Origin of the sequence: Dyella caseinilytica (genome assembly GCF_016865235.1) — a bacterium.
Lineage (GTDB): Bacteria > Pseudomonadota > Gammaproteobacteria > Xanthomonadales > Rhodanobacteraceae > Dyella_B > Dyella_B caseinilytica.
Genome location: NZ_CP064030.1, coordinates 136,488 through 154,250 on the forward strand (window position 1 = coordinate 136,488; position 17,763 = coordinate 154,250).

Below are 17,763 nucleotides of genomic sequence, written 5' to 3' on the forward strand. Positions count from 1 at the left end.
CAACGAACCATCTCGAGACATTTCACCAGACGCTTGTCACTCGTTTACCCCTCTTGAAGCCGGCGCTGCCAGCGCTGCTTCAACCCTTTCCCTGGCGGCTATAGCGCTGTGGCCCCACCCGATCCCATCCCGAACTCGGAAGTGAAACGCAGCTGCGCCGATGGTAGTGTGGATTTCCATGCAAGAGTAGGTCACCGCCAGGGGCTTTATCCTAAAACGCCTTCCCACCCGGGAAGGCGTTTTGCTTTGGGCGTCGCCGCGCATCCGCACCTGCAACACCTCGACAACACCGCATCCCATCGTCCCGGCGCAGGCCGGGACCCTGTGCCTTCGACGCTATCCTTTAAGTCGCTAGGTCCCGGCCTGCGCCGGGACGACGGGATGGCGAAGCACGCCGCAGTCATCGGTCATGCCAGCGCCTGCTCGCCATCGCGTAATGCATCAGCTATCGCACTTACACAGCCGTCGGCCTGAGCACTTCAATTGCGATACGATGCTTCACACGAAACAGCTGGAAAGTGAGGCCGAAAGAACGGAACGAAGGCTCGCTTATCGCCTATGATGCGCCACCGAATCAGCTCAATCGACGCATTTGCCGAGGAGAAGAGCCGTGTTCGTCAATGTTGAAACCAGGCGTCAACCGCGTTTGCACTGGGCAGCAGGGCTGCTGATTACCGTTTGCGTCATTACTTTTGTGGTTCTCGCGCTGATGGATGCACCGCAGCGCAATACGTTTCTGCTGGAATGGGGAACTGTTCCGGCCAACATTTTCGATACGCATCAGCCGATTTGGCAGCAATTGCGCGATCCAGCCTTGCTGCGTCTCTTCACAGCACTGTTCATTCACGTCGCTTGGCTGCATCTGCTAAGCAACCTGCTGTTCTTGATGATTTTCGGCATACCCGCGGAGCGGGCTCTGGGATCGGTCCGCTTTCTGGTGCTGTTTCTACTGGGCGGCGTGGTGGCCAATTTTGCCGGAGCCGTTTCACTGGCAGGGGAGGCTAGGCCGATTATCGGGTGCAGTGGCGCTGTGTCCGCCGTGCTCGGTGCTTACGTTTCACTATTCCCGCGTGCACGGTTGGGATTGGTTCTGCCGCTGGGCTTCTTTCTGGAATTTGTGCGCGTGCCGGCCTTTCTGTTGATCGGTATTTGGGCCCTGCTCCAGCTGCTCTTCAGCTACGTCGGCCCCGGCTACGGCGGCTACGCGTGGTGGACTCACTTGGCGGGCTTCCTGTTCGGGGTGGTGTTTGCCTTGATGTCACGCGGCGCGATCATGCGTCGCATGCGCCGGTAAAATAAGGCTATGCGTAATAAGAAACTCTACAAAGTCACCTTCCTCCATCTAGGCAAGTGCTACGAGCTTTACGCGCAGCATGTTGCATCGAGCGGCCTATGGGGATTCACGGAAGTTGGCGACCTGCAGTTTGAGCCTGCTGGCGAAGGTTTGTTGGTGGATCCCACCGAGGAACGCTTACGCGAAGAATTCAAGGATACGCGGGTGCTGCATTTGCCGATGCAGTCCATCGTGCGCATTGAGGAAGTCGAACGCAAAGGCGCATTGGTGATCCGCGACGCGGCGGATGGTCAGAAGGTCACGCCGTTTCCGATGCCGCCACGTCCGCGCTGAGTAGGGGTGTTACACGCGTCTTAGCGCGCACTGCGGCTGAATCCATGATGCCGCGAAAACGTCTTTAACAGACGGCGCGCCAAAGGCGTGGCGGCGACCTGTCGGAATGTATGCTGCGGATCGAAGCCCTCACGGCGCATGTCGTGATGCTTGCGGCGGATATACGCACGCATGATGTCGGCATTGAATTCCGGGTGGAACTGCGTGCTGACCGCGTTGCGCCCATAACGGAGCAAATGATGCGGGTCGCGCTCGGACCGTGCCAATATGTGCGCGCCCTTGGGAATTTCCAGAACGCTTTGCTCATGCGTCGCATGCGCACGGAATGTCGTCTCTTGCATGTGTCCGGTCAGCGAATCCTGCGCAGCTTCAGGCAGCAACTCGATCGGCACGGTTCCAATCTCGCGTCCGCCGGGTAGATAGTCGACACGACCTCCCAATGCGTGGGACATAAGCTGATGGCCATAGCACACGCCGATCAAGGGCAAGTCGATGTCCATCGCGTTGCGGATCCAGCCCGCGGTGTTTTCGCTCCACGAGGCTCGCTCGGTCACCATGGCGGCTGAGCCAGTGATCAACGCGCCTGCTACGTCAGCCGGAGGCGGCAGATGTTCGCCGGCGGCAACATCGATCACCTGCACTTGATGCGGCTCCAAGCGAGCCGCGAGCCGGAACCAATCAGGAAAGTCACCGTGACGGGCGCGGATGTTGTCGGGGGCTTGTCCGGTACGAATGATCAGAAAGGGCTTCATAGAACGGTTGGGTAAATCAGGCAAAACGTTAAAGTGGAGTATCTTCGATGTGCTCGACAGGTGGCAGTACCGTCAACACTTCCTGGACAGTCGTCACGCCACGCGCCACTTGATCGGCTGCCGAGATGCGTAATGGACGCATACCTTCGACTAATGCAGCCTGACCGAAACGGATCAGATCGAGCTGCGCGCCGATCATGCCGCGCAGACGCGGACTCAGCTGCATCATTTCATAGATGCCGGTGCGTCCGAGAAAACCGGTATTGCGGCATTCCAGGCAACCCGCCGGCTTGAACACCCGCTCAGGTACCGGAATCGACCAGCCGTGCGTCAACACGGTCCATTCATGCGGATCCTGCTGCGCTTCCGTCTTGCAGTGCGGACACAAGGTGCGCACGAGTCGCTGTGCGACCACGCCGCTCACCGTCGATTGGATCAGGTAATGCGGCACGCCAAGATCGAGCAGTCGCGTGATCGCGCTCGGCGCATCGTTGGTATGCAGCGTGGATAGCACCAGATGCCCGGTCAGCGACGCCTGCACCGCCATTTGTGCGGTTTCCAGATCGCGAATTTCGCCGACCATGATGATGTCCGGATCCTGACGCAGCAGCGTACGCACGCCCGCAGCGAAATCCAGGTCGATCGAGGGCTGCACCTGCATCTGGTTGAATTCGGGCGAGACCATTTCGATCGGGTCTTCCACCGTGCAGACGTTGATGTCCGGTGTGGCCAGATGTTTCAGCGTCGAATAGAGCGTGGTGGTTTTGCCAGAACCCGTAGGACCCGTCACCAGCACGATGCCGTGTGGACGCTCCACCAGTCCGCGCCACAACGCATCTTCGGTCGGCGAGAAACCCAATTGCGAAAAGTCTTTGGCGACGATGTCCGGATCGAAAATACGCATCACCATCTTTTCGCCGAAAGCGGTCGGCATGCTGGAGATACGCAGTTCCACCTCGCGCCCGGATGTCGCGCGGGTCTTGATGCGGCCGTCTTGCGGACGACGCTTTTCCGCCACGTCCATGCGCGAAAGAATCTTGATACGCGAGGTGACGGCAGTCATCACCGGTGGCGGCAGCTCAAACACCTTGTGCATCAAGCCATCAATGCGAAAGCGCATCAAGCCGGCTTCGCGGCGCGGCTCCAGATGGATATCCGAAGCGCGTTGTTCGAACGCGTATTGCAGCAGCCAGTCGACGATGTGCACCACATGGCGATCGTCAGCACCCACCTCTCCGGCCTTGCCCAGTTCCAGCAACTGTTCGAAGTTGAGCAAGGTGCTGGTGTCGTAACCGCTCTGGTTCTTGGCATCCCTGGCCAGCTGGATCGAGCGCTGGACACCATAGAACTCCTGCAAATAGCGATTGATGTCGATCGGGCTGGAGACGACCCGGTGTACGTCCCGGCGCAACATGTGGGACAGATCCTTGGCCCAGGTGTTGTCGAACGGCTCGGCCGTCGCGAACGTCACTTCGCCTGTGGCCACCGCCACCGGCAGGATGCGATGGCGCTGGGCATAGGCGTGGCTGACCACCTGAGTCACGGCAGCCACATTGATCTTCATCGGATCGATCTTGAGATAGGGTATGCCGGCCTGGCCGGCGAGCCACTCGGTCAAACCTTCGAGGCTGAGCGGACGGCCCGGATCGCGCTGGTTGCTGAGCTTGGCGTTGGCAATGATCACCAGCGGGTTCAGCTCTACGCTGCTGCGGCCCGCCTGATGGCCCAGTCGCAGCTGCTTGGCATCGTCAGCCAGAAGATGGCCATCGACCACCAGAGCAGCTAGCACATCATCCAGGGCCAGCCGGCCGCGGCGGCCAAGCATGGAGGCGATTTGTTGAGTTGCAGCCATATGCGGAGATCCCCCGAATGGGCATCGATCGCCGGGAAAAACGGCGAAATGATGCGCTGCGGCTATACTAACGCGCTTTACACTTAGGTTAGGAAAGCAATGTCCGCACCTACCTTCCAGGATGTGATCCAGACCCTCAACCGCTACTGGGCGAAGCAGGGTTGCGTGCTGTTGCAGCCCCTCGATACCGAGGTCGGCGCTGGCACGTTCCACCCCGCCACGTTCCTGCGTGCGCTGGGGCCTGAGCCGTGGGCCGCTGCCTACGTGCAGCCCTCGCGTCGCCCCACTGACGGCCGTTACGGCGAAAACCCCAATCGCCTGCAGCATTACTACCAGTACCAGGTGGTGATGAAGCCGAACCCTGACAATATCCTGGAGCTCTACATCGGCTCGCTGAAGGAGCTCGGCCTCGATCCGCAGGTGCACGACCTGCGCTTCGTGGAAGACAACTGGGAATCACCCACCCTGGGCGCCTGGGGACTGGGTTGGGAGGTGTGGCTCAACGGCATGGAAGTCACCCAGTTCACCTACTTCCAGCAGGCAGGTGGCCTGGAGTGCAGGCCGGTGACCGGCGAGATCACCTACGGTCTCGAGCGCCTGACGATGTACCTGCAGAACGTGGACAACGTCTACGATCTGATCTGGACCGAAAACCCACACGGCAAGATCACCTACGGCGACGTGTTCCACCAGAACGAAGTGGAGCAGAGCACCTACAACTTCGAACATGCCAATGTGGCCGAGTTGTTGCGCTGGTTCGACGTGTGCGAAAGCGAAGCCAACAAGCTGATCGCGGCGGGATTGCCATTGCCTGCTTACGAGCAGGTTATGAAAGCCAGCCATACCTTCAATTTGCTGGACGCTCGCCGCGCCATCAGTGTCACCGAGCGGCAGCGCTACATTTTGCGCGTACGTACCTTGTCGCGTGGTGTGGCCGAAGCCTATGTGTCACAACGTGAAAAACTCGGTTTCCCGGGTCTGAAGAACAAGAAAAAGGAGCAGGCTGCATGAGCGCCGCCAAGTCATTGCTCATCGAACTGGGCACGGAAGAGTTGCCGCCGAAGGCGCTTGATGAACTGGGTGCCGCATTCCTGCGTGGCGTCTGCGACGGTTTGAGCAAGCGTGGCGTTGTCGCGTCACTGGAACAGGCGAAGGTATACGTTACGCCGCGCCGTTTGGCCGTCTATATCCCTGATGTCGCTGTCTCGCAGCCGGAGCAGTCGCTGGAGCGCCGTGGCCCTGCCGTCAATGCGGCGATGGATGCCGATGGCAATCCCAGCAAGGCTTTGCTTGGCTTCGCGCAATCGTGTGGCGTCAGCGTCGAGCAATTGGAAAAGCTGGAAACCGACAAGGGTGCGTGGTTCGTCTCCCGCACGGTGAAACCCGGTCAGCCGGTCGCGTCACTGCTTCCTGACATTGTCGATGAAGCACTCAAGGGATTGCCGATTCCCAAGCCGATGCACTGGTCCGATCACGAGTACACCTTCGTACGTCCGGTGCATTGGCTGGTGATCCTGCACGGCTCCGATATCGTCGACGGCGAGGTGCTGGGTTTGCGCAGTGGACGCCAGTCGCGCGGCCACCGCTTCATGCATCCGCAGCCGGTACACGTGGCCGATGCCGATAGCTGGTTGGATGCGATGCGCATGTCGAAGGTGCTGGCCGATCCGGCTGAACGTCGCCAGCGTATTCGCGAGGAAGTCGCGCACGCCGCCAAGCAGACCGGTGGCGAACCGCGTTTGGACGATGCACTGTTGAATGAGATCGCCAATCTCACCGAATGGCCGGTTGCCATCGCGTGCACATTCGAGCACGAATTCCTCAGCGTGCCACCGGAAGCTCTGGTGACCACGATGGAAGCGAACCAGAAATTCGTACCGGTGTTCGATGCACACGGCGTGCTGACCCAGCACTTCATCGGCATCGCCAACATCGACAGCAAGCAGCCCGGCGAAATTCGCAAAGGCTACGAGCGTGTGATCCGTCCGCGTTTTGCCGATGCGAAGTTCTTCTGGGATGAAGACCTTAAAACGCCGCTTGCGAGCTATCAGGGAGCGTTGAAGAACGTTACCTATCAGCAGTCGCTGGGCAGCTTGTGGGACAAGAGCGTGCGCGTCGCCGAACTCGCTCGTGTTATCGCCAATCGCGTTGACGTCGATGCCGGGCAAGCAACGCGCGCAGCCAGTCTTGCCAAATGTGATCTGCTCACGCGCATGGTTGGCGAGTTCCCGGAACTGCAAGGCGTGATGGGCCGCTATTACGCACAGCACGACAAGGAGTCCGACGAAGTCGCTCATGCGCTGGACAGTGTGTATCAACCTCGCTTTGCCGGTGACACGATTGCCGCAGGCAAGGTTGGACAAGTACTTGCCGTCGCAGAACGTGTCGATACTTTGACCGGCATCTTTGCGGTCGGCATGAAGCCGAGCGGCAACAAGGATCCGTTTGCACTGCGCCGAGCGGCATTAGGTCTGGCGCGTACGCTGATTGAAGGCGGCCTCGATCTCGATCACAAGGCGTTGTTTGCCGAAGCGCTGGAACTGCTGCCCGATGCGGCGCTCGCCGCCGGCATCAAGCCGGGCAAGGATGGCAAGGTGCCTGCGTTCGATGCGGGGCAACGTCGTACCGCACTCGTGTCCGAACTCAGTGATTTCGTGCTTGAGCGCCTGCGCGGTTACTACGCTGAAAAAGGATTCACCATCGAGCAGTACGAAGCCGTGCTGGCTGTTGTGCCGATCAGCCTGGTTGACTTCGATCATCGCTTGCGTGCAGTGGTTGAATTCGGGCGTCGTCCGGAAGCCGCGAGTCTGGCGAGCGCCAATAAGCGCGTGGCGAATATCCTGCGCAAGCAGCAGGAAGAGCACGGTACGGAAAGCATCGGCAGCCATGTCGATCCATCTCATTTCGAGGCAGATGCGGAGCGTGCGCTGGCACAAGCCTTGGAGGCCGCGCAATCGGATAACGCTACGGCTTTGCAGCATCGCGATTACACCGCGGTGCTTGCGCGTCTGGCCCAATTGCAGGCGCCGGTGGATGCATTCTTCGATGATGTGCTGGTGAACGCCGAGAATCCCGCAGTGCGTGCTAACCGGCTTGCTCTGCTGGGACGTCTGAAAGCGCAGTTCACGGCCATTGCGGATATTGCACGGCTGTAATCGAAGACATGGAGACATGAGTGAAGAGGTGTAAGTCGTGGTAATAGAACGAAGACGCGCTGCATTCACACCTCAGCTTCATTCCTGATTTCTGCGCTTGCGCAAGCAAGAAAAGAAAAAGGCGATCCGAAGGATCGCCTTTTTTTCTGAACGTATCAAACTCTTGAATGCTTAGAACTTCTGACTGTACTGCACGTAGAAATAACGATCGATGTCGAATTGCGGGTTGTACGGCGGACTGCCGGAACCAGCAAAGGACACGTTGTAGTAGTACGGCCCCTTCTTGTTGAAGATGTTGTTCACACCCACCGAAAGCGTGCCGTCCCAAGGTGTTTTGTAACGGAATTGGGCATCGTTGAAAGTTGCCGAACCCTTCTGGGCCATGCCTTGGCCGGGGTCGACCGGATTGGGGTAATCCGGATTGTTGCATTCGACGCCGACATCCCAGCAGCTGTCCTTGAGGCCCGAGTAGTAGCGTACCGTCCAGCTCGCTCCAAATTGTTTGTAGTCCCAATCCAGCTGCACGTTGGTATGGACGCGATACAGTGCTTGCGTGCCGTTCATCCAGCCAGCCAGGTTCTTGGTCAGCGAACCTGGACCATTACTGGTTTGGTACGTGCTCAGGTAGTTGCCGTCCAAGCCCACGCGGAATTGGCCAAACGGCGTCGACGGCAAGCGATAGTGAATGCCAAAGTCAAAGCCGCTGGTGTTGATGGCACCAAGGTTCACCGGGCCTTCGCGTAGTGACGTAATCAAACCGGAACTATCGCGAGTGATGTTGCTGCAGTAGTTGGGCAGGTTGTCGACGTAGCAATAGTTCAGAACATCACTGGCACCGAGATACGTGATCGCTTGCTTCAAGCGGATGTCGTAATAGTCCACCGACATATCCAGACCATCGACGTAGTGTGGGCTGTAGACCAGGCCCATCGTGCGGGTGCTGGAGGTTTCCGGCTTCAGATTCGGATTGGAGCCCAGCGTGAAAGGAATGGTCGTCTGCCCGCCGCCGGGTCCGACCGGGCCTGATTGACTGACCTGACGATAGTTCGCCGGTACGTGACCGGCCGCACAAGACGCCGCTATGCTCGGATTGCTGGCCGCAGCACCGTAGGCGCTGTCGCAGGGATCGAGGAACGTTTCAAAGCTCTGTGCATCACCGCCATAAAGATCCTGTAGTGCCGGAGCACGGAAGCCCTTGGCATAGGTGCCGCGTACCAGCAGGTCCGTGATGGGCCGCCAACGCACGCTGTATTTATTGTTGGTGGTGCTGCCAAAGTTGCTGTAGTGCGAATAGCGGCTGGCGACATTGATGCCCAGTTCCTGCGCACCGGGCAGATCGCGCAACACGGGTACGTCCAGTTCCAGGTACGCTTCATTCACATCATAGCGACCGCTGCTGGGATCGCTGGCGAGATTGGTGGTCAGGCCCGCCGAGTCCGGACCGTAAGGGTTGAAGTAGCCTTTTTCGCGACGATGTTCCAAACCACCCGCGACATTGACCGTGCCCGCTGGCAGATCGAAGAGACCACCACCGGTGTTGATCGTGATGTCGTCGGTCTGGCTTTGCTGGCGAGCAACACCCACGGAGTTGAGGTAATTCAACTGCGAGGAAGAGGTAAAGCCCGGGCCCGCAAGCACATTCCACGGTGTGCAGCCGGCAGCGCGCGCGGCCGCGTTGGCGCAGGCCAACTGCCCATCGATCATGGTGGTGGGGCCAATCGCATTGAGCAGATTCGGCAAATACAGGTTGCCGGTGGTGATCTGCCGGATCTTGGTCTGGGAGAACGTGTAGTTGGCGTCCCAGCTCCAATCGTGATTGAGGAAGTTGAAATACCCTTGGGCGCCCACGTCCAGGTGCGCCAGTCGGGAATTAGCCCACGTAATGCGCGGCAACTCGACGGTACGACGTGAGAACGTGGTTTCATCACCCGGGAACGGGTTGTAGGCGTTATTCGGATCGATGACCACGTTGGCGGTATTGATCGCTGCCGTTGAAAGCGGATAGCCGGCCAGCTGACTACTGGTGTCACGCGTGCTGTACGTGGCGGTACCGCTCAGCGTGATGTCGTCGGTCAGCTTGTAGCGTTCCTGCGCGAACACGGTTTTCAGCTTGGAGCCGGCGCGGAACGTCATGTCCTGGCTGGAGTTGTACAGATCGGACGGATCACCCTCGTACAGGTGGTAGCTGTTGATGTTTCCAGTGCCGGCATTGCCATGATTGATGACGTATTGATCGCCGGTGGCCGGGTCGGTCACACGGCCCCACGGGCCCATGCCCAGACCATCGTCGGGATGCCGCGGACCATAGGCATAACGGGTAATGTCGCGTGAGCGATCCCATATCGCCGATTCGTCCTGATAGGAAGCGCCGATGATGGTGGACGATTTCGCGGTGCTGTGGCCCCAGGTGAAGTCTGCATTTTTCTGCTGACCATCGCCCTTTTGGTTGGAGCCGTAATACACATTGGCTTCGGCGCCTTCGAACTTCTCGCGGGTGATGATGTTGACCACGCCGGCAATCGCATCGGAGCCATAGACGGACGACGCACCATCCTTCAGTACATCGATGCGCTCAATCATCGAAACCGGAATGGTGGACAGGTCGGTCAATCCGGAAAGGCTGGAGCTCCAGCGATGGCCATTGACCAGTACCAGCGTGCGGTTGGAACCCAAATAGCGGATATCGACATACCGACCGCCCACATCCATGCCGCTGCTCAGCGTGTCCTGCGGGGTGATATCGGGCGTACCGGCAGAAGGCAGCCGCGCCAGCACGTCGTTGAGGTTGGTCAGGCCGGTTGCCTGAATCTGCTGACGGGTCATCGTGTACACCGGCTGCGACGTTTCTACATCCACGCTGCGGATGTGCGAGCCAGTCACGGTCACGGTATCCAGGTCCTTGGCCTTTTTCGCGTCGGCCTGGTCACTCTGGGACGTCGGCGTGGTGTCCTGCGCGGAAACGGCCCAGGAATGCAGCATGAGTGCCGTCGCAATGGCGGCGGCCAGCATGGTCTTCTGTTTCATCAAACACCCTCCAAACAGGCCGCCAGCCGTTGCATCTCCCTTCTCTGGCGCCCTGAAACTGTGGAAATGGCCTTCTGCGCATGAACTGTCCTGCGCAGCAGTGCCGCTGCATCGCCAGCCCCTGAGGAAGGCGATGTGATTTCCAAGTTAAGGCAAGTTTGTACGAAAACGCAATATATAGCGTAAGTTTAAAGACAGATTTACGTAGAAGTTTACGTATTCCTGTTTTTAAGCAAGAACTTACGTTTCTGCCGCGCAAGTACCTGTTTGAGGGCAAATCTGAACAAGAAGACGGCTTGAGGAGAGGTGCGACGTGAGCACAAAAAACGGCGGCCCGTGAAGGCCGCCGTTTTGAACACGCTAAAAAGAATGATCGATCAGGCTGGCATGCGAGCCAGCAAGCGGTTGTTTTTCAGCCGCTCGGCAAGCCGGTGATTGAACGCAACCATGGCCGTGGCATCCACATCGGTGCCGCCTGGGCCAAGGATGTCGTAGAGCTCCACCAGCATGTCGGAATTTTCCGCCAGCGTAAGGCTGCTGTCGGCCAAATCCAGTTCGGATTGCAGGATGTGCAACGCGGTGTTGAGCCGCTGCGCATCCATACTGGCGCCGCTGGATTCCAGCGAATCGGCGGCGATACGCAGCTTCGAGCGGTGACGCTGCGGACTGGCCGTTTCGGCTGAGGTGGTAGCGTTGTCATCCGGTACTAGCGCGTTCGGATCGATTTGCATCGAGCCCTCGCCAGCGACCAGCCACACCAGGGAAATGCCCATCGTGCGAGCAAGCGTGACGCAGCGTGCGCGCGAGGGATCGGTGTTGCCATCTCGCCAACTGCGCACGACGCCTTCTGAAAAGCCGCACATGCGTGCGATTTCCGTGACACTGCCGACGCGTTGGATCAGCACTTTGATGCGATCGGCAAACGTCGAGGTGGGTTGGAGATGGGTATTAGGAGGCAGATTCATCGCAAATTTCCGCAGTAATCAGGGGCGCCTGCTGGCAGATTCTTACTGGAATGCCTTGCACGTACCTGTGTAGCAAGTGTTGGAGAGGGGATGCTTGACACCTTTTCCGGCAAGATCTCGTGAAAAGTTGCGAAAAAAGCGCCAAAGATTGTCCTCCGGCGCATAAACGCGTCAGCTACCCCCCGGTTGACACGTAAGGGCCTTGAGCAGGGCAAGAAACTGCGGGCCGCCTGTCCAACCGGCTTGCGAGCGACAACCAGAAGATTTCGCGGATCGAAGGCGGCCATCAGTGAGGCCTGGAGTGCGGTTTCCCCTGCACCAGCACCAAGGAATAGGGTCTTTCATCCAAGCTGACACGCTCAATCGGGCCTCGCTGGCTGCGTCGAAGGATGTTTCTGATGATGCGTAAGTCGACCAGAAGCAGCCGTAACGTGTGATTTCCAGGCGCTGTTTCGTGGGTTCTAAAAATAAACTCAATAAATACATACGTATGCGTATGGATTTTTGGCCCGGTTGACTTTTACACACCCCATGTTTGGGCTATTCTCTGAGGCTCCCCCGCGATTGTCCGCTGCGTGTGCGTAGGCAGGCATTTCGTTCGATTCGATCCATACCTGAGGTTCCAATTCCATGCGCAGCGTTGTTTGGTCGCTGATGACAGTGGCAGCGGTTGCACTGGCCGGCTGCAACAATTCCTCCAATCCGTCGTCTTCGACTGACACGGATGGCCAGTCGGCCGCGACGCAGGCGGCTGCGGCCAATAGCGTTTCCGGCACCATCACCCTCCGTGGCGGCATCACGCCGTCCAGCCAGGACAACCTGGTGATCAGCCTGGTCGACGTCACCTCGCAGGGTTCCGCCCCGCTGGCGACCAAGACCATCGCCCCGGCTACCACGTTTCCGCTGCAGTTCGAGCTGAACTTCAATACGGCCAATGTCGCGCCGAACGATCTGTACATCGTGCAGGTCGAACTGACCGACGGCGATCGCCACTACAGCATGCCGATCCAGGCACCCGTACTGACCAAGGGCAACCCGACCGCCAACGTCGCGATCGAGCTGGCTCCCGAGCAGACCGCGTCGGAGAAGTTGCTGGCTGCTTTCCAGGGCCTGCAGAAACAGATCGGCGGCATGAAGCGCTCGTCCGGCACCAAGCTCGAGCCGAATGCTTCGCGCGCCTGGCAGGTGTTCCGTGACGGCACCGAAGTGAAGTTCATCCGCGAGCTGGTTGATTACGGCGACAAGGGCTTCACCAGCACCGACTACGCCTACAAAGACGGTAAGCCGTGGGTGGTCCAGCAACAGAAGAAGGCCAACCAGGGCGCCAAGCCCACGTCGACGGATACCGCCGGCTGGGGTGACGATGGCTCGCTGGTGCTGAAGACGCACGACGCCGGTGGCACCACCGAAGCGCTGAGCGACAGCGATGCCGGCAACCTCCAGCAGCAGGCCAAGGACGTCCTGAATCTCGCTACGGGCGGCAAGGGCAAGTAAGCCGCGCTGCGCCCGATAAGCAAGTCGCATAAAAAAAGCCGTCCGCATTGCGGACGGCTTTTTTGTTACCTATAGAAATTTTGGGAGAGCCTGAAAAATTCGCGCTGGATTTTTCAGGCTCAGGCTTGCGGACATCCATACAGCGAGAAGCTCTGTATAAATCAGAGCTTCTCCTGGCTCAGAAGGCGAACTTCATGCCCAGGTTGATGGCGTTGTAGCGTTGGGCGCTGTCACTGAAGTGACCGTTGTAGGCGATCCAGCCGGACAGGGTCGGGGTGAACTGCGTGCTCAATCCGACATTGGCCGAGCCCCAGTTCTTGTCCGGCGTGAAGCCGGCCATTTCGAAGCTGCCATTCATGCTGTTGAGGCCTGCCGTCACCATGTCGGTGCTCGCGCGGCTGTCGTGGTTCCAGCCCAGTTCTACGTACGGCGACAAATCCATCGAGTTGTACTGCCAGTGGCCCTGCAAGCGCCAGCCGAGCGTGCTGATCAAGGCATTGCGTTCCTGGCGGCCGTACCACATGGCCGTCGCATCGTTGCCGCTCTCGTTGTAACCATCGATACGGATGCTCTGGTACTCGAAGTTACCAAACGGACCGGTCTTGAAGTTGCCGACATCGAACCAGTAGCCACCATGCAGGCCCAGACCGAAGTAGGAGCCATCGGTCTTGCCGGCTTCGTTCGTGCGGTCGTTACCGATCATGAAGACGCGATTGACGTTGGTGTAACTGGCTTGGCCGAAATCACCATAAACGCCTGCGTAGGCGCCCGCGTCGTGCCAGGTCAGGTAGCCGAGGCCGGTGATGGCCTGCAGGTCATAACCGCCGCCTCCGCTGACATCGGCATAGTGTTCGCCGACGCCCAGTGCCGCACCCGCAGAGATGTAGTCACTGGCATGCACATCCACGCCGACGGTCAGGTCGACGTTGTTGCTGGTGGTTTTCGGTGCACCGGCGCTCTGGTCAAACTGCTGGTTCGAGTAGCTGACGCTGGCGAATGCACGCGTCGGGCTGCCGAAGTTGTCCGCCATCATCTGCGTACGTACGGCGGACGTTTGCGTGGTGACGGCGGCAAGCGGCGCTTCCTGCAGCAAGGAAATCTGCTGAGGCGCAGCGAGTTCGGACAACACAACCTGTGCCAGCATCTTGTCCGCGGCGGTGGTGGGATGCACGCCGTCTGCAAACAGGTAGCTGTTGTTGGTGCCCGGCGCATAGGTGTACGGCAAGCCGGAGCCCTGCGGGCCGCATTCCACCGAGCTGGAGCCAACACCGCACGCTGGTACCGTGACGTTGGTGAAACCGTAGGCGGCCGGGTTGGCGATCACTTGGCTGAGCAGCGCAAAGGTGTTCACCGGAATGATGCCCACACCAAGCTTGCCGATACCGGCATTGAGCTGATTGTTATAGATGATGCTGAGCGTGGTCAGTGCGCTGGCTGCGGTAGCGCCCTCTTCGGTCGCCTCAGGTGTCAGGCCGATATTCGGCAGGTTGAACACGACGATGTTTTTCGCGCCAGCGCCCTGCAACGCAGCGAGCAACTTCACTTCTTGCTGCGCGGCGGTGGCGACATTCACTGTTGCCTCTGCCTGGGTCTGCAGGCTGGCGACGCCGGCCTTTGCAGCCACGGCTGCTTCGACCTGCTGTGTCACGGTGGGCGTGATCTGCGCCGTGAAGGCAGCAATGGCCGCCGGCGAATTGGGAATCAGGTTGTTAGTGATGGCTGCCGTGACTTCGCTCTGAATCGTTTCCTGGACGAGCGCAGGCACTGCGGCAGCCGCACCCGCGGCGGTCGCGGCGTAGAAAATGTCGTTCGCGCCACCCCACATCGTGTACAGCGAGCGGCTGTTGATGGTGGGACCGCTGGCCAGATAGGTGTCGACCTGAGTGGTGATGGTCGGTACTGTCGACGGCGTGCCAGGCGAATTATTGAGGATGCCCGCGCCACCCCAGGCGTAGTCGGTGCCGCCTGCGAGCGAAGCTGTGAGCGAATAGCCCAATCCCGCCGCCACGTTCTGCACCGTCACGTTGCCGGGATTGGTGGTGAATTTCAGGGGTGGCTGGATATTCGGATCGGTCGCCAGCGAGATGTTGCCGCCGTCGCTAAGGCTGTCGCCAAAGGCGATGACATTGCTGAAGGTCGAATTCGGATTTCCGGTGGCGTGGGCAACGCTCACGAGGCCAAGTGCCAACGCCACGGCGCCTGCAATCTTGCGCGGGTAAAGCATGGGGTGTTGCTCCTGCGTTTGTTATAGTTAGGTTACGTTAATGCATGCCATACGTCAGCGCATGCTGCGCCGCAAACAAACGATTGTTCGCAAAAATGCCAGGGAGGCGATGAGCTCGCCTCCGCACACGATTTGGTAGGTAGATCAAGCACTTCAGCGCTTGATCTGGGCTGCTCAGCGCTTCAGGGCGCGCGACATCGCGTCGGCGAAAGCACTGTTGGCGGGCGCCGCCGATGGCTTCGGGGCGCTGGCGCCAGGGCGCGGGCCGCGGTTATCCCGTGAGCCGGGACGGCCATCGTTGCCGCCAGTTGGCTTTCCGCCGCGAGCCTGTCCCGGCTCGTCATCCAGACGCATGGACAGACCAATGCGCTGGCGCGGGATATCCACTTCCATCACTTTCACCTTGACGATGTCGCCGGCCTTTACGGCATCACGTGGATCTTTGACGAAGGTGTGCGACAACGCGGAGACGTGGACCAAGCCGTCCTGATGCACGCCGATATCGACGAATGCGCCGAACGCGGCCACGTTGGTGACGCGGCCTTCGAGGATCATGCCGGGCTTGAGATCCTTCAGATCCTCGACGCCTTCCGCAAAACTCGGAGCAACGAACTCGGGACGCGGATCGCGGCCGGGCTTTTCCAGTTCTTTGAGAATGTCGCGCACCGTCGGCACGCCGAAACGTTCATCGGTGTATTGCTCGGCTTTCAGGCCGCGCAGGAAGGTCATGTCGCCGATGATGTTTTTCACTTCGCGGCCGCATTGCGCAATGATGCGTTCGACCACCGGATACGCTTCCGGGTGCACCGCGCTGGCATCCAGCGGATTGTCGCCGTTGGGAACGCGCAGGAAGCCTGCGCATTGCTCGAACGCCTTGTCTCCCAGGCGCGGCACTTTCAGCAATGCTTTGCGATTGGCGAACGGGCCATTGGCGTCGCGATGCTTCACCACGTTTTCCGCCACGCTGGGCGTAAGACCTGCTACGCGCGAAAGCAGCGCGGCGGAAGCCGTGTTCACGTCAACGCCGACGGCGTTGACGCAGTCTTCCACTTTCGCATCCAGCGCGCGCGCCAGTTTTACTTGATTGACGTCGTGTTGGTATTGGCCGACGCCGATGGCCTTCGGCTCGATCTTCACCAGCTCAGCCAGCGGATCTTGCAAGCGGCGTGCGATCGAAACGGCACCACGCAGGCTCACGTCGAGGTCCGGAAATTCCTTGGCCGCTGTTTCGGAGGCCGAATACACCGAGGCGCCGGCTTCGCTGACCACGATCTTGGAAAGTGCCAGATCAGCGTGCTTCTTGATCAGCTCACCGGCAAGCTTGTCGGTTTCGCGCGAAGCGGTGCCGTTGCCAATGGCAATCAGGTTCACGCCGTGCTGCTTGCTCAGCACAGCCAGGCGAGCAAGCGATTGATCCCATTGCTTGCGCGGTTCGTGCGGATAAATCGTATCGGTAGCGAGCAACTTGCCGGTGGCGTCGACCACCGCCACTTTCACGCCGGTGCGAATGCCTGGATCCAGGCCCATCACCGTTTTTGCGCCTGCTGGCGCGGCCAGCATCAGATCTTTCAGGTTGTCGCCGAAGACGCGAATGGCTTCGTCTTCTGCGCCTTCGCGCACGCGACCAAACAGATCCAGCGTGAGATGCAAATGCAATTTCACTCGCCATGTAAGACGCACCGTCTCACGCAACCATGCATCGGCAGGGCGGCCGCGATCGATGATGTTGGCGTGTGCGGCAACGCGCCCTTCGCCTTCCATGTGTCCCTGCTCGGCTTCGGCAGTTGGCATGAGTTCGAGTTCGATCACGCCTTCGTTTCGCGCGCGCATCAACGCCAGCAGACGATGCGAGGGGATCTTGCCGATCGCTTCCATGTGATCGAAATAGTCGCGGAACTTCGCGCCTTCCTGTTCCTTGCCTTCCACCAACTTGGCGCGGATCTGGCCTTTCTCCCACAGCCAGTCGCGCAATTCGCCGAGCAGTTGCGCATCTTCGGCAATGCTTTCCATCAGGATCGCACGCGCGCCATCGAGCGCGGCGCGCACATCGGGCACACCCTTCTCGGCGTCGATAAACTTTTCGGCAGATGCTTCCGGTGTTTGCGTGGGATCTTCGCGCAAGCCCAGCGCAAGCGGCTCAAGTCCGGCTTCACGCGCAATTTGCGCCTTGGTACGGCGCTTGGGTTTGTAGGGCAGGTAAAGATCTTCCAGTCGCGCCTTGGTGTCGGCGGTAAGAATGTCGCCCTTCAGCGCATCGGTGAGCTTGCCTTGTTCGGTGATGCTGGCAAGGATCGCTTCGCGGCGTTCTTCCAATTCGCGCAGGTAGCGCAGACGTTCTTCCAGCAGGCGTAGCTGCGTGTCGTCGAGACCGCCGGTGGCTTCCTTGCGGTAGCGCGCGATGAACGGCACGGTGGCGCCGCCGTCGAGCAGATCCACGGCAGCGTGTACCTGTTCCGGTTTGGCGGCGATGTCCTGGGCGATGCGTTGTTCGATACTGAGCATGAGACTGAAGAAAATCCTTAGTTTTCGTGTTGCGGCGAGCGCGCCGTTGAAAATGGAACGCTCAAGTACATGATGATATCAAGTGGCGTCTGAAAGACATGCCTGAAACACAAGTACGCAGCATGGCAAAAAAAGACGGCGCGATTCCATAAGGAATGCGCCGTCCAT

The 17,763-nt window shown here is 59.4% G+C and carries 11 protein-coding genes and 1 rRNA gene; 6 read left to right on the top strand and 6 right to left on the bottom strand.

Annotated elements, in window-relative coordinates:
- Window positions 1-90: 90 nt before the first annotated feature.
- The 3 genes from rrf to ISN74_RS00610 all read left to right on the top strand — a co-directional run bounded on the left by rrf (window position 91) and on the right by ISN74_RS00610 (window position 1,627).
- A 5S ribosomal RNA gene (rrf, locus tag ISN74_RS00600) occupies window positions 91-203 on the top strand.
- 407 nt (window positions 204-610) lie between these two features.
- The gene (locus tag ISN74_RS00605; protein ID WP_229678916.1) at window positions 611-1,294 is read left to right on the top strand and encodes a rhomboid family intramembrane serine protease; all 684 of its coding nucleotides are present in this window, start codon (window positions 611-613) and stop codon (window positions 1,292-1,294) included.
- Between the two features lie 9 nt (window positions 1,295-1,303).
- Window positions 1,304-1,627: a DUF1820 family protein gene (locus ISN74_RS00610; RefSeq protein WP_188796365.1), complete on the top strand. Its 324-nt coding sequence runs from the start codon at window positions 1,304-1,306 to the stop codon at window positions 1,625-1,627.
- Between the two features lie 20 nt (window positions 1,628-1,647).
- On the opposite strand, the gene ISN74_RS00615 is transcribed toward ISN74_RS00610, so the two are convergent.
- Both ISN74_RS00615 and tfpB read right to left on the bottom strand, forming a co-directional pair.
- Window positions 1,648-2,379 (bottom strand): glutamine amidotransferase, encoded by a 732-nt coding sequence (locus ISN74_RS00615; protein ID WP_188796367.1) that lies wholly within the window; start codon window positions 2,377-2,379, stop codon window positions 1,648-1,650.
- A gap of 28 nt (window positions 2,380-2,407) precedes the next feature.
- A complete protein-coding gene (gene tfpB / locus ISN74_RS00620) occupies window positions 2,408-4,231 on the bottom strand; it encodes a type IV pilus assembly ATPase TfpB (protein ID WP_188796369.1) in 1,824 nt (607 codons plus the stop codon).
- A 99-nt stretch (window positions 4,232-4,330) separates the two neighbouring features.
- Between tfpB and glyQ the strand changes: the two genes are divergently transcribed.
- On the top strand, window positions 4,331-5,242 hold the full coding sequence (gene glyQ, locus ISN74_RS00625; protein ID WP_188796371.1) for a glycine--tRNA ligase subunit alpha: 912 nt from the start codon (window positions 4,331-4,333) through the stop codon (window positions 5,240-5,242).
- The gene (glyS, locus tag ISN74_RS00630; RefSeq protein ID WP_188796373.1) at window positions 5,239-7,386 is read left to right on the top strand and encodes a glycine--tRNA ligase subunit beta; all 2,148 of its coding nucleotides are present in this window, start codon (window positions 5,239-5,241) and stop codon (window positions 7,384-7,386) included. The genes glyQ and glyS overlap by 4 nt, the downstream gene beginning before the upstream one ends.
- Window positions 7,387-7,557: 171 nt before the next feature.
- On the opposite strand, the gene ISN74_RS00635 is transcribed toward glyS, so the two are convergent.
- Together ISN74_RS00635 and ISN74_RS00640 are read right to left on the bottom strand one after the other, a co-directional pair.
- Window positions 7,558-10,410 carry a TonB-dependent receptor domain-containing protein gene (locus tag ISN74_RS00635; protein WP_188796375.1) on the bottom strand — a complete coding sequence of 951 codons (2,853 nt, stop codon included), beginning with the start codon at window positions 10,408-10,410 and terminating at the stop codon, window positions 7,558-7,560.
- Between the two features lie 377 nt (window positions 10,411-10,787).
- Window positions 10,788-11,375, bottom strand: coding sequence for a helix-turn-helix domain-containing protein (locus ISN74_RS00640; RefSeq protein WP_188796377.1), 588 nt, complete (start codon window positions 11,373-11,375; stop codon window positions 10,788-10,790).
- A gap of 630 nt (window positions 11,376-12,005) precedes the next feature.
- On the opposite strand from ISN74_RS00640, the gene ISN74_RS00645 reads away from it, so the two are divergent.
- Window positions 12,006-12,869 (top strand): YbaY family lipoprotein, encoded by an 864-nt coding sequence (locus ISN74_RS00645; RefSeq protein WP_188796379.1) that lies wholly within the window; start codon window positions 12,006-12,008, stop codon window positions 12,867-12,869.
- A gap of 178 nt (window positions 12,870-13,047) precedes the next feature.
- On the opposite strand, the gene ISN74_RS00650 is transcribed toward ISN74_RS00645, so the two are convergent.
- Window positions 13,048-15,093 (bottom strand): autotransporter outer membrane beta-barrel domain-containing protein, encoded by a 2,046-nt coding sequence (locus ISN74_RS00650; protein WP_188796388.1) that lies wholly within the window; start codon window positions 15,091-15,093, stop codon window positions 13,048-13,050.
- Between the two features lie 174 nt (window positions 15,094-15,267).
- Window positions 15,268-17,595 carry a Tex family protein gene (locus tag ISN74_RS00655; RefSeq protein WP_188796390.1) on the bottom strand — a complete coding sequence of 776 codons (2,328 nt, stop codon included), beginning with the start codon at window positions 17,593-17,595 and terminating at the stop codon, window positions 15,268-15,270.
- Window positions 17,596-17,763 lie beyond the last annotated feature (168 nt).